This window comes from Corynebacterium sp. KPL1814 (genome assembly GCF_000478175.1).
Taxonomy (GTDB): domain Bacteria; phylum Actinomycetota; class Actinomycetes; order Mycobacteriales; family Mycobacteriaceae; genus Corynebacterium.
In genome coordinates, this window is the sequence record NZ_KI515777.1 from 95,601 (window position 1) to 108,787 (window position 13,187).

The 13,187-nt window shown below is 61.4% G+C and carries 11 protein-coding genes; 6 read left to right on the forward strand and 5 right to left on the reverse strand.

Features of this window, described 5'->3' with window-relative positions:
* Positions 1–51: 51 nt before the first annotated feature.
* On the reverse strand, positions 52–1,629 hold the full coding sequence (gene lysS / locus HMPREF1257_RS08535) for a lysine--tRNA ligase (protein WP_023023930.1): 1,578 nt from the start codon (positions 1,627–1,629) through the stop codon (positions 52–54).
* 191 nt (positions 1,630–1,820) lie between these two features.
* Between lysS and HMPREF1257_RS08540 the strand changes: the two genes are divergently transcribed.
* From HMPREF1257_RS08540 to HMPREF1257_RS08565, 6 genes are all read left to right on the forward strand, one after another.
* Positions 1,821–3,923 carry a PhoX family phosphatase gene (locus HMPREF1257_RS08540; protein ID WP_023023932.1) on the forward strand — a complete coding sequence of 701 codons (2,103 nt, stop codon included), beginning with the start codon at positions 1,821–1,823 and terminating at the stop codon, positions 3,921–3,923.
* 227 nt (positions 3,924–4,150) lie between these two features.
* Entirely contained in the window at positions 4,151–5,863 is a 1,713-nt protein-coding gene (locus tag HMPREF1257_RS08545) for a carbon starvation protein A (RefSeq protein ID WP_023023934.1), read from the forward strand.
* Positions 5,847–6,104, forward strand: a complete 258-nt coding sequence (locus tag HMPREF1257_RS08550; RefSeq protein WP_023029243.1) for a cory-CC-star protein — start codon at positions 5,847–5,849, stop codon at positions 6,102–6,104. The genes HMPREF1257_RS08545 and HMPREF1257_RS08550 overlap by 17 nt, the downstream gene beginning before the upstream one ends.
* The gene (locus HMPREF1257_RS08555) at positions 6,095–7,036 is read left to right on the forward strand and encodes an ArsA family ATPase (protein WP_023023938.1); all 942 of its coding nucleotides are present in this window, start codon (positions 6,095–6,097) and stop codon (positions 7,034–7,036) included. The genes HMPREF1257_RS08550 and HMPREF1257_RS08555 overlap by 10 nt, the downstream gene beginning before the upstream one ends.
* 68 nt (positions 7,037–7,104) lie before the next feature.
* On the forward strand, positions 7,105–8,424 hold the full coding sequence (locus HMPREF1257_RS08560; protein WP_023023940.1) for an aminopeptidase C: 1,320 nt from the start codon (positions 7,105–7,107) through the stop codon (positions 8,422–8,424).
* Between the two features lie 13 nt (positions 8,425–8,437).
* On the forward strand, positions 8,438–9,739 hold the full coding sequence (locus HMPREF1257_RS08565; protein ID WP_023023942.1) for an aminopeptidase C: 1,302 nt from the start codon (positions 8,438–8,440) through the stop codon (positions 9,737–9,739).
* A gap of 120 nt (positions 9,740–9,859) precedes the next feature.
* Here the strand turns inward: HMPREF1257_RS08565 and HMPREF1257_RS08570 are convergent, their stop codons facing one another.
* Genes HMPREF1257_RS08570 through HMPREF1257_RS08585 form a run of 4 tightly spaced genes read right to left on the reverse strand, consistent with a single transcriptional unit; the run spans position 9,860 to position 13,184 of the window.
* The gene (locus tag HMPREF1257_RS08570) at positions 9,860–10,471 is read right to left on the reverse strand and encodes a GNAT family N-acetyltransferase (protein ID WP_023023944.1); all 612 of its coding nucleotides are present in this window, start codon (positions 10,469–10,471) and stop codon (positions 9,860–9,862) included.
* Complete coding sequence (locus HMPREF1257_RS08575) at positions 10,471–11,412, reverse strand: pantoate--beta-alanine ligase (RefSeq protein WP_023023945.1); 942 nt, start codon at positions 11,410–11,412, stop codon at positions 10,471–10,473. The genes HMPREF1257_RS08570 and HMPREF1257_RS08575 overlap by 1 nt, the downstream gene beginning before the upstream one ends.
* On the reverse strand, positions 11,409–12,083 hold the full coding sequence (locus tag HMPREF1257_RS08580) for a hypothetical protein (protein WP_023023947.1): 675 nt from the start codon (positions 12,081–12,083) through the stop codon (positions 11,409–11,411). The genes HMPREF1257_RS08575 and HMPREF1257_RS08580 overlap by 4 nt, the downstream gene beginning before the upstream one ends.
* Entirely contained in the window at positions 12,084–13,184 is a 1,101-nt protein-coding gene (locus tag HMPREF1257_RS08585; protein WP_023023949.1) for a DUF6779 domain-containing protein, read from the reverse strand.
* Between the last annotated feature and the right edge of the window lie 3 nt (positions 13,185–13,187).

The following is a 13,187-nucleotide window of genomic DNA, read 5'->3' on the forward strand; positions in this document are numbered from 1 at the left end:
GCTAACGGGTGCCTGCGTGGGTGGGCACCGAGTAGGGGCGCCGGGTATGGGCTACTTCTGTTCTGGCTTTACCAGCGGGAAGAGCACGGTCTCGCGGATGCCGAGGCCGGTCAGGGCCATGAGCAGGCGGTCCATGCCCATGCCGGTACCGGCCGTCGGCGGCATGCCCTGCTCCATCGCGGCCAGGAAGTCCTCGTCCAAGACCATGGCTTCCTCATCGCCGCCGGCGGCAAGGCGGGCCTGGTCCTCGAAGCGCTCGCGCTGGACGACGGGATCGACAAGCTCCGAGTAGCCGGTGGCCAGCTCGAAGCCGCGCACGTACAGGTCCCACTTTTCGGTCACGCCGGGCTCGGAACGGTGTTGGCGGGTTAGCGGGGAAGTCTCGACCGGGAAGTTCTTCACAAAGATGGGGCCTTCAAGTTGGTCCTCGCACAGGACCTCCCAGATTTCCTCCACCAGTTTGCCGTGGCCCCAGCCTTCGCCCTGCGGCACGTCGAGGCCGATGACCTTGGCAATGCCCTTCAGAGTCTCCACGTCGGTTTCGATGGTGACCTCCGGCTGGCCGGGGAACTTGCGCTGCAAGGCCTCGTTCAGGGAAGGATACATCTCGATTTCGGGCCATTGATCGCCGCCGAAGTCGAAATCGGTGCCATCGGCAAGCGTGACGGTGGTGGAACCAAAGACCTCGCGGGCCACGGACTGGATGGACTCGCGGGTCATGCGAGCGCAATCGTTGTAATCGCCCCAAGCAGCGTAGGTCTCCAGCATGGCGAACTCCGGCGAGTGGGAGCGGTCTACGCCCTCATTGCGGAAGTTGCGGTTGATTTCAAAGACGCGGTCGATGCCGCCGACGACGGCGCGCTTCAAGTACAGCTCTGGGGCAATGCGCAGGTAGAGGTCAATATCGAGCGCATTGGAGTGGGTGATAAACGGGCGAGCGGCCGCACCACCGTGCAGGGTCTGCAGCATCGGGGTTTCGATCTCTACAAAGTCCTGGCTTTCCAGGTAATTGCGCAGCGCGCGCATGACCTTTACGCGCACCATGGCGTTCTTGCGGGCCTCTTCGCGGATAATGAGGTCGTTATAGCGCTGGCGCACGCGGGTATCTTCAGCCATATCCGCGAAGGACACCGGCAGCGGGCGCAGGGACTTGGCCGCCATGGTCCATTCCTCAGCCATGATGGATAGCTCGCCGCGGCGGGAAGCAACCACGTGACCGCTAACGGAGATGAAGTCGCCCAAGTCCACATCGGACTTCCAGGCATCGAGGCGCTCCTTGCCCACCTTGGCCTGCGAAAGCATGGCCTGCATCTGGGTGCCATCGCCGTCCTGCAAGGTGGCAAAGCACAGCTTGCCGGTATTGCGCATGAAGATAAGGCGGCCGGCAATGGCGTGGGTGACCTCGGTTTCCTCACCAGCGGCTAGGTAGGTCACGCCCTCTTCATTGCCCGGCTCTTCGCCCTCGGCCACTACGCGGAAATCATGGCGCAGATCCTTTAGCGCGATGGTGCGCTCAACGGATACCGGGTAGGCCTCCACGCCGGATTCGAGCAGGCGGTCGCGCTTTTCGCGGCGGATGCGCAGCTGCTCAGGGACATCGTTTACTTCATTATTCTTCTGCTCGCTCACGTTAGCCTAGGGTAGTCGATCCCCACTGCAGCACGCGATTTAGCCCATAGCGCCCCCTACCCCGGGAAATATTTACGCATAGTTCACTTCGCTGTCACCTCAAGGCCAACGCACTGTTGCTGAAGTCGCCTTATATAAATGGCTGACCCTATCTCTTATCAATATTTTCGACCTTCTTTGGAGCATTAATAATGGCGCTTAAAGGCCGCAATCTTCTCTCTAGTCTCTTCGCATCCTCTCGTTCCAGCTTGACCTGCACCTACAAGTGCGGCAATGCCTGCTTCGGTGAATGCGAGAACAAGTCTGATAACCCATACTTCGGTGACCAGTTCTCCCGCCGTACCGCTCTGCGCGCGGGCAGCTTGTCCGTAGTAACCGTCGGCGGCGGCGCCGCGCTGGCTGCCTGCTCCAACCCGGATGATGTCTCCACTGAAGCCTCTTCCTCCGAGGCCAAGGGTGGCAAGACTTCCGAGGCCAATGTAGAACTCACCTCCGCAGAGGGTATGAAGTTTGACCCGGTGGAGCCGAATGAAAAGGACGAAGTAGTCATCCCGGATGGCTATAAGCAGTCCGTTCTCATCGCCTGGGGAGACCCGCTGTTCAAGGATGCGCCAGAGTTCGATGATAAGAACCAGACGGCCGAGGCCGCCGAGAAGCAGTTCGGCTTCAATAACGACTTCGCCGGGCTTATCGAGCACCCGGATGATGACAATCGCCTTATCTACGTCTGCTCCCACGAGTACACCACCGAGCCGCAGATGTTCCCCAACTACGATGCGGATAACCCCACCGAAGAGCAGGCCAAGATTGGTTGGGCTGGCCACGGCCACTCCATCGTGGAGGTGTCCAAGGTGGGCAATACCGGTGAACTCAAGCGCGAGTTTGGTCCGCTTAATCGCCGCATCACCGCCACGACCGAGTTCACTCTGGTTGGCCCAGCAGCCGGCTCCGAGTTTGTGAAGACCTCCGCCGATAAGACCGGCGAGAAGGTCAAGGGCACCCTGAATAACTGCTCCGGCGGCATCACTCCGTGGAACACCATGCTCTCCGGCGAGGAGAACTTTGACCAGTACTTCGCTCACGCCAACCTGGATGACAAGAAGGCACAGGAATCCCTTGAGCGCTTCGGTATGGAAGACGGTGAATCCGAGCGCAAGTGGGAGCGCTTTGATAAGCGTTTCGACGTCTCCAAGGAGCCGAATGAGCCCAACCGCTTCGGCTGGATCGTAGAAATTAACCCACTGGACCCAGAGTCCACCCCGGTCAAGCACACCGCGCTGGGACGCTTCAAGCACGAGGCCGGCAATATTCACATCGCTTCCGATGGCACCGTCGTGTGCTACTCCGGCGATGACTCCCGCTTTGAGTACATCTACAAGTTCATCTCCACCAAGAAGTACGAAGAAGGCAATATCGAGCACAACCTCAGCATCTTGGACCACGGCACCTTGTACGTGGCCAAGATGGAAGGCAACTCCCCAGAAGATGAGATCGACGGTTCCGGCGTACTGCCAGACGATGGCGCCTTCGACGGTGAGGGTAAGTGGATCAAGTTGCTGACCTCCGATACGGAGAACAACAAATTCGAGTCCCACGTCGATGGCATGTCCGCCGAAGAGGTTGCCGTCTACACCCGCGAGGCCGCCGATAAGATGGGCGCTACCAAGATGGACCGCCCTGAGGATATGCAGGTCCACCCAGACTCTGAGAAGGTCTACGTGGCCTTGACCAATAACTCTTACCGCGGCGCTACCGGCGAAAACGCCAAGAAGAACAAGGAAGAGCCGATGGAGTGGGCTCCCGTCAAGGAAAATAAGAACGGTCTGGTCATGGAGATTGAAGATGACCATGCTGGCGAGAAGTTCACTTGGAACCTCTTCCTGGTCTGTGGCGATCCAAAGGAGGCCAATACCTACTTCGGTGGCTTTGACAAGGAGAAGGTATCCCCAATTTCCTGCCCGGATAACCTGGCCTTTGATAACCACGGCAATATGTGGATTTCCACCGACGGCAACGCGCTCGAGTCCAACGACGGCCTCTACGCCGTAACCACCGAGGGCGATACCCGCGGTGAACTCAAGTGCTTCCTGACCGTGCCGGCGGGCGCCGAGACCTGCGGCCCCATCGTCACCGATGAGCGCGTGATGGTCAACGTCCAGCACCCAGGCGAAACCGATGACGCCACCTTTGAAAAGCAAACCTCCCACTGGCCAGAGGGCGGCAAGTCCACCCCACGCCCAGCAGTGGTTGTGGTGTGGAAGAAGGACGGAAATATCGGCGTCGATAAGAATTAAGCGCCACTCGGTTTAAGCACCCACCGCGCGGCCCTCGTTCCTCTTGGAGCAGGGGCCGCGCTTTTCGTCTATCCGCTGCGACCGGACCAGGAGGTGTACTCCGACCCGCCTGCCAAATATAAATCTGCCCAGCGGTCTCCCCCACAAGCGAATACATACGTGAGTTATGGCATACTGTCCGCACGTGTGAGACACAACACCTTCCTGCCTATGAGGAGACACGCTCTATGAACTCTCTTGTCCTCGCCATTGTCGGCATCGCGATGATGGCCGCCGGCTACCTGCTCTATTCCAAATACCTAGGCAAGAGCATCTTCCGGTTATCTGAGAACTACACCACCCCGGCGCACCGCCTCAAAGACGGCGTGGATTATGTTCCCACCAATAAATATGTGCTGTGGGGCCACCACTTCACCTCCGTGGCGGGTGCGGCACCGATTATCGGCCCGGCAGTGGCCGTCATTTGGGGCTGGCTCCCGGCATTCCTGTGGGTCACGTTAGGCACCTTCTTCATCGCCGGCATGCATGACTTGGGTGCGCTGTGGGCCTCGCAAAGGCACAAGGGTCAGTCGATTGGTACGTTGTCGGGGCGCTACATCGGCAAGCGCGGGCGCAACCTCTTCCTCATCGTGATCTTCTTGCTGCTGCTCATGGTCAATGCTGCGTTCGCCGTGGTGATTTCGAACCTGCTTATTTCCACGCCCTCGGCGGTCATTCCCACGTGGGGTGCCATTGCCGTTGCGCTGCTGATTGGCCAGGCCATCTACCGCCTGAACTGGAACCTGCCGCTGGTGTCCCTCGTGGGTGTGGTGGCGCTGTATTCGCTGATGGTCCTGGGGGACCGCTTCCCGGTCGTGCTGCCGGAGACAGTCCTGGGGATTCCCGCCAACGGCGTGTGGATCATCCTGTTATTTATCTACGCCTTCATCGCTTCGCTGCTGCCGGTGTGGGTGCTGCTCCAGCCGCGCGATTACATCAATGGCCTGCAGCTTTTCGTCGGTCTTATCATTTTGTACGGCTCCTTCCTCATCACCCGTCCGGAGCTCGCCGCCCCTGCCGTGCGCGAGAACGTTCCTGACGGGACCCCAGGCATTTTCCCGCTGCTTTTTGTCACCATCGCCTGCGGTGCCATCTCTGGTTTCCACGGCATCGTGGCCTCGGGTACCTCGTCGAAGCAGATTGATGAGGAAACCGACGTTCGCTTCGTGGGTTACTTCGGCGCGGTGGGCGAGGGTCTGCTGGCGCTCGGCACCATCATCGCCACCACCGCCGGCTTTAAGACCCTGGCGAATTGGGAGGAAATCTACGCCGAGTGGAACGCCGGCGGCGTCAACGCCTTCGTGCAGGGCGGCGGCGCGTTGATGAACGAGGGCCTGGGCATTCCCACCTCACTGTCTGCCACCATCCTGGCGACCATGGCCGTACTCTTCGCCGCCACCACCATGGACTCCGGCGTGCGCCTGCAGCGCATCGTGGTCCAGGAAATTGGCGAGATCATGGGCATCCGCATCACAGCGCTGGTTTCCACCATCATCGCGGTGGGCCTGGCCTTCGGCCTGACCTTCTCGGCGGGCGCGGACGGCTCCGGCGGCATGACCATCTGGCCGCTCTTCGGTACCACGAACCAGCTCATGGCCAGCCTGTCCTTGGCCATCGTCGTGGTCATCCTCACCCACCTGCGCCGGCCTACCCTGCCGGTTATCATCCCGCTCATCTTCGTCACCATCATGTCGCTGTGGGCAGCGCTGCTACAGCTCAAATCCCTGTTTGCGGATCAGAACTGGCTGCTCTTTGGCATGGACGTCGTCATCGTCATCGCCTCCATCTGGGTCATCGTGGAGTCGATCGGCGCCATCTCCAACGCGCGCAAGGAACCGCCGCTGGAGTGGACCGATGATGATACCGACGCTCCCCTTCCCCAGCATGCTCGACAAGCTTAAGGCCTTCGGCGCGGGGCTCAACGAGTTCTACCAAGCCCCGTACCGCGCCGTCTTTGCCAAAGCCCAGCAGCAAGAAGATGACCTTTTTATGATGCTGGTGGCCTCGGAGGCGCTCGGCATCCCCAACCCCGCCAGCTACTACACGCTGGAGCTATTGCCGCTGGTCTACGAAGATTTCCACGCCTGGCACACGCGCATGGGCATGGATAAATCACCCCTGGAGAATATTCAATGCTGCTAGAAACCGCGCCCATCATGTTCTTTGGTGGCAAGGGCGGCGTGGGCAAGACCACCCTCGCCACGGCCACGGCCCTGTCGCTTTCCCAGGACCACAACGTGCTGTTGGTCTCCACGGATCCGGCGCACAACTTGGGGCATATCTTTGATGCCACGCTTTCCGATGCCCCCTCTCACCTCACCCCATCCCTCTCCGCCATCGAGCTCGATCCGGCCCGCGCCACCGAGGAACACCTCGCGACCGTGGGCGCCTCAATGCGCCGTTTCATGCCGGAGCACCTGCACGACGAGGTTAAAAAGCACCTGGGTTTGGCCCGGCAATCCCCCGGCACGCAGGAGGCGGCACTCTTGGAGCGCATGGCCACCTTGGTCGCAAGCGCTAACGAGTATGACTACCTCATCTTCGATACCGCCCCGTCCGGCCACACCTCCCGGCTGATGGCCTTACCGGAAATCATGGCCGCCTATACCGATGGGCTGCTTGCCCGGCGCGAGAAGTCCGATAAATTCGGCTCGTTGGTACGCGGTATGTCCGCGGATTCCGGTGCCGATAATGACCCGGTGGACCGGCGCAATCAGGAAATCCGCGCCACACTCTTCCAGCGCCGCGAGCGCTTCGAGCACCTGCGCGCTGCGCTGACCTCTAAGCAGACCGTATTCCACATCGTGCTCACCGCCGAGCGCCTGCCCGTCCTGGAGTCATCCGAGTTCCACGCGGATCTCGCCGGCAATGGCGTGCGGGTTGGCTCCATGCTGGTCAACCGCCGCACGCCCGCGAACCAAGGCGAGTTCTTGGCCTCCCGGCGCGCCGCCGAGGACGAGGCCCTAGCGCTCTTGCACGATAAGCTTCCCGATACCCCGGTCCACGAGATTCCCTGGCTCCCAGAAGAGGTGGGAAGCCCCGAAGCCGTGGCGCGGCTGGCGGAGCATCTATAGCGATCTCCAGCGGCCCATCCAGCACCCAGCAGCCTCGGGAGAGATCGCCGTCTGCTAAAACGGTGAATATGACTTTGCTCACCAATGACTTCCTGTCCCAATTGCGCGAGGAGGCTGCAGAGGACTCCCAGCTGCGCGTCGCGCGCAATGCCATTACCAGCGTAGGGGTGGCCAAGGCGGCACTCGACCGCGACCGCATTACCGCCCTCTACCCCACCACCGAGGTAAAACTCGATAACCTCGGAGTCACCGACCAGATGCGCTCCGGGCGCTGCTGGATGTTTGCCGCGCTCAACGTATTCCGCCACCGCGCGGCCAAAGAGCTCAATATCGATGACTTTGAGTTTTCCTTTACCTACCTGCAGTACTTCGACAAACTAGAGCGCGCCAACTTCGCGCTCAACCAGCTGCTGGATCTCACCGAAGACGGCACCGACTGGGATGACCGCGACGTGGCTACTTCCCTCGAGCTCACAGGCGACGACGGCGGCTGGTGGTCATTTTTCACCAACCTCGTGGACAAGTACGGCGCCGTCCCGGCCGAGGTCATGCCGGAGGTGCACTCGTCCGGCCACACCGCGCAGATGAACCGCGATATCGCCACCATCATCCGCCGCGCCGCGCACCGTGCGGTGGAAGGTGAGGGGGATCGCGGGGGCATTATCAAGCAAGCCCGCACCGATATCCAACGCGTGCTCGCCATTCACCTGGGCACCCCGCCCGAGGAATTTACGTGGAGCTACCGCACCAAGGACGAGCAATTCTTCCGTGTGCACTCCACCCCGCGCGAGTTTGCGGATAAGTACCTGCCGAAGTTGGACGAGTACGTCGTGCTTGCCGATGACCCCCGTACCACCAACGACAAGCACCGCTACTACACCAGCGCCGGCGTAAATAACCTCGCCGGTGGACAGGCCGCCGGTTACCTCAACGTCGATGTGGACGAGCTGCGCGCCGCCGCACGCGCCAGCATTGAGGCCGGCGAACCGGTGTGGTTTAGCTGCGATGTCTCCCGCCAGTTCTCCTTCCAGAACGCCGTGTGGGACGAAGGCCTCGTCGATACCGATGGCCTCTACGGCATCGATTCCACCATGAGCAAGGAGGAGCGCTTTATCTCCGGCGAATCTGCGCCCACCCACGCGATGGCGCTGACCGGTATCGATGGTGCACCCCGTGCATGGCGCGTGGAGAATTCCTGGGGCACCAAGCCGCCACGCAAGGACGACGCCGACGAGGTACCGGGCAAGGGCTTTGCCACGATGTCGGATGAATGGTTCGGCGAAAACGTCTTCCACATCGCCGTGCGCAAGGAATTCCTCACTTCCCAGCAGCAGCAAGCACTCGAGACCGAGCCCATTGAGCTTCCCTTCTGGGACCGGATGAACTAAGGAGTATCGAGAAATGAATGAGATTAATCCACAGGAAGTTCACACCACCAACGCCACCCTCGCCAGCGAGCCTGCCATCAGGGCGGCGCGGAATGCGGTGGCGCAGGAGGGCATCGATAAGCTGAGCATCGACCGCGACCTCGTGCGCGAGCTCACCACGGCGACCAGCCACAAGCTCGATAAGTGGGGCGCGGCCAACCAGAAGGCTTCTGGCCGCTGCTGGATTTTTGCGGGCCTGAATTCCCTGCGCGGTGACATCATGGACCGCACCAACATCAAGGATTTCGAGCTTTCGCAGACCTACCTGTACTTCTACGACAAGCTGGAAAAGGCCAATTGGTTCCTCACCGCGGTAGATGAGCTCAAGGACCGCGATATTACGGACCGCACCTTGACCAAGCTCATGGATGACCCCATTGGCGATGGCGGCCAGTGGTCCATGTTCGTCTCGCTGGTGGAAAAGTACGGTGTGGTGCCCAAGTACGCCATGCCGGAGACCGCATCCTCCGAGTCCAGCGCCATGCTCAACCGCAACCTGCAGACCGTCCTGCGCCGCGCCGCCCACCAGATCCGCGCGGGCAAATCTGGGGCGCAGGAGCAAGCGCTTGCCGATGTCTACCGCATCCTCACCGCCAACCTCGGCCTCCCGCCCACAGAGTTCCAGTGGCAGTACCGCGATAAGGACGATAACTTCCACCGCGAGGGCACTTTTACCCCGCAGGACTTCGCCCGCGAGTACCTCCCCAAGGACCTGGGCGAGTATGTCTGCGTGGTCAATGACCCGCGCAATTCCTACGGTGAGCTCTATACCGTGGACTACCTAGGCAACGTCGCCGGTGAAAAGGTCACCTACCTCAACGCCCCGGTTGAGGTATTGCGCGATGCCACCCGCTCTGCCATCGAGGATGGCCAGCCCGTCTGGTTCGGCTGCGATACCAGCCAGCAATCCGATGCCGATAGCGGCGTCTGGGCCAAGCGCCTGCACGATTATGAGGGACTGTATGGGGTAGAAATGGGCATCGAGAAGCCGGACCGCCTCCGCCTGCACGAGTCCCTGATGACGCACGCGATGGTCTTTACCGGCGCTGACATTGCCGAGGGCGGCGACGTCACCCGCTGGCGCGTGGAAAATTCCTGGGGCACCGAGAAGGGCGATAAGGGCTTTTGGACCATGGCCGATGACTGGTTTGACGAGTACGTCTTCGAAATCGCCGTCCACCCGTCCCGCCTGCCTGAGCAATACCAGGAGGCGCTGAAGTCCACCGAGATCACCACCCTGCCGGCGTGGGATCCGATGGGCGCACTGGCGAACTAATGTGGCGCGGCGCCGGGAGGACCCACGCCACGAGAAGCGGCGTTCGATTGCGTGGCGTGACGCGGCGTTCGTTTGCGTAGCGTGAAGCTGCGCTCGTTTGCGTGGCGTGACGCGGTAGCCTCACGCCACGTGGCGGACGTACAGCATGCAGGTAAGGTCGCGGTCCTTATCGATGGAGATTTCCTTCTCCCCCACCCGCTCAAAACCGCGGGAATCGTAGAACTGATAGGTGCAGCCATCGTCGGTGTAGAGGTAAATATCCTTGCCGGGGTGGCGCTCCTCAAAGGCCTCAATGAGCGCCGTGCCCACGCCCTTCACACCCGAGTTTGGGTCCGCGACGAGGAAGCCGATTTCACCGTCCACGGTGTTCTCAGCCAGGTAGCTTAACAACATGTCCTCGTTCGCGGCATCGTAGTCACCGCGGTGACCGCCAGGGCGCAGGCTGTTGAAGAGATCCACGGCCTTGACATAGGCCTTGCGCCACCACGGATACGGCAGCGCTGGTTCGCCTTTAATCGATGCCAGAATCACGCCGAGGAAACGACCATCATCGGCATAGGCTGCCAAGATATCGGTGGCCTGGGCGCGCTCTAAATCCCAAAAGTAGCGGCCGTAGGCATGCTCGAAGCGCGGGTTCTTTACAAACCAGTGCAGGTGCATGCCTTCGATGGCAAACTCAATCGCCTTGGGCTCATCGCGCGGGTCGAGGTCGCGGATGTGGATTTCGGTCATTAGTCCTCCGGGGATTGGTCTTGTTCGCGCTGCTTTTCGCGCTCGAGTTCGGCCTTAGCCTCGTGCTCTTCAATATTAGTGAAACCAATTCCCAGCGGCAGGCCAACGTTGTCAATTAATCTGACCCTGCCAATGGTGGCAGCGACCAGCAGGCGGGCATCGCCCTCGGCAGGCGGCTCACCCAAATCGCGGCCGCGCACTTCTAGGTATTCGGGTTCAACGCCGGCGGCTTCTAGGACACCTGCGGCAACCTCACGAACCTTATCCGCGCCTGCCTCTGCGGCGTGTGCACCAGCGGTGAGTGCGGCGGACAGGGCGGCTACGTCTTCGCGCTTATCTTCGGGCACGCGCGTATTGCGCAGGCTCATCACCACACCATCGGGCATGCGCACGGCGGGAACGCCCTGCACGCGAACCCCGAGGTGCCAGTCCTGCACCGCGTGGTGAATGGCCAAGAGCAGCTCGTAGTCTTTTTCCCCGATGAGGACATCGGTGGGCGACAGTGCCATCATCAGCGTGAGGTAGAGGGTGAGCTCGCCTGATAGATCGGGCTCTAAGCCTTCAGGTGCAGATTCAGCATCAGGCGTCTGCTCGGCAGCGGCGGAGTTCGCGGCGTCGCGTTCGACGGCGACGCCGCGAGCCGAGATAGTAATCCGGCGACCATGAGGCCAGAGCTTCTCGGGAGTGTAATCCCAGATGACATCCACGCCCTCGGCGCGCAGGAGGTCTACATCTTCGGCGCGAGGTTCTTGGAGCGCCACGACAGTCACCGCGCCGCGGATGCGGCGGGCCGCACGCACCAGCGCGATATGCCCAGCATGCACGCCGGTGGTCAATGGCACGAAGGCCACAGGGCGGCCGGTCTTGCGCAGCGCGCTACCCACCATGCGGATGCGGTCGACCTCGCTGATGACGGTGGCTTGTCCCATCTTCAAGCTCATCGGGATTCCTCCTGCAAGGCCCACATTTCCAATTCGGTGCGATCTTCTACTTCACCCAAGCGCCGAGCGGTTTCTAAGTAGTGGCGGCGCATTCCGGGATCCGTGGCACCGCGATAGGCTGCGATGATGTCTTCTGAATCGATGTCGAATTCAGACGGTGGGATCTCATCAAACTCGGCAAAGAAATTGGCTTCTACGGCAGCTGCTAGGTGCAGGCGGCTAAGCATTTCTATGTAGTAGGAGCGGGCGGCGAAGGCGGGACGTTCGGCATCGGAAAGCGGCACTGCCTGCCCCCGGAATTCGCTCACTACGAAGTCAGCGATGTTTTCTCCCAGCTCATCTAGCGTGGATACTGCCCAGCGCCCGCCCGCCATGGGTGCGACGGACGCCACGATGCAGCCGTGGGTCTCCAGCGGGTCAAGGCCTTGCACGCCTCGGGACAGGCACGTGTGGAAAGCGATGAGACCCTTGTGTACGTGGTCCTCAACAAGCTCTACAGCAGCATCCAGCCGTGCCTCACCCACGGCAAGAATCAGTGCCTGGAAGGAGCCAAGCTCGGCCGGATCATCAAGCATCTCCACGGTATGGCCGGCGCGCTCCATGGCAGTGGCCAGGGAGATCCCGGCGAGGCTGCGCCCGAAAAGGGCAACGCGCATGCGCGGTGGACGCATTTATTTATCCTTCTTCATCTGTGCCAATAGCTCCGACACGGACACGGAACCATCGCGCTGTTCATCGCTGCGGCGGCGGCCGCGGGTCTGCTGCTGGCGGCGCGAGGCCGATTGCTTCTGCTCGGCGGCCACGTGGTGTCCCGAGCCCTTATATTCCTCGCGCGCATCCTTGCCTGTGGTTTGCTGCGGGATGTTCTGGGTCACCGCATCGGAAGCGGGCTCGGCTGCGGTATCAGCCTCTGGCTTGCGGTGGCTACCTCGTGCGCCAGAGTGAGCTGCGTTGCCAGAGCCCGACTGCCGAGAGCCTTGGCGCTTGATATTGGAGTCCCCACCCGAATCCCAGCGCACGGCCTGGAAGCTGCCGGTATCGAAGGAAACGTCCTTCGGCTCCTTCGCCCCCGCGGCCTCGCTGGACGTGGCGGGCTTGGGGGCATCGGCAAGCTGCTCGGAGTGGGCGGGCTTAGCGGCATTATCGGTCCGGGAAGAGCTGCGCTGCGCGCGGGTGTTTTCGCTGATGATGTCATTGAGCGGGTTAGAGTCCGCGTGCTCGCCGGAGGGTTGATTGCCCAGGCGGCCAGCGATGGCATCGGCAGACGGCGCGCCGGTAGACGTTTGCTCAAAGTCGACGTTTTCTTCCCTGTGGTGGGACGCCGCGGCGGTCTGCGCCTCCAGCTCCATGATGCGGCGCGCCTCCGCGTGCAAGGCGGCTGGCTCGTAGGTGAAATCGTGGCCGGACAAATCCTCGATCTGCTTCCGGATAGAGGCCAGCTCGGTGCGGATCTCATCGAGGATTTGCTGATCCGGCAGCTCCTTGCCTTCGGCTGCGCGGGCCTGCTTGAGCTCCGCGCGGTGGGCGCGCTCCTGCAGCTCCAGCTTGGTCACGGATTCCTCGGCCTGGCGGCGGTAGCGCATCACCAAGAAAAAGCCCACCACTGCGGCCCACAGGGCGGCAATCAGCGCAATCTTGAGCGCCGCTGCGGAGCCGGAAATGAGCATGACGATGCTGGCGATAACGGCCAAGATGACGAGGGCGATAATCCCAATTTGTCCCCAATCTGGCGAGGACGACGAGTTTTTGGAAGAAGAGCGCGGCTGAGTCATGTT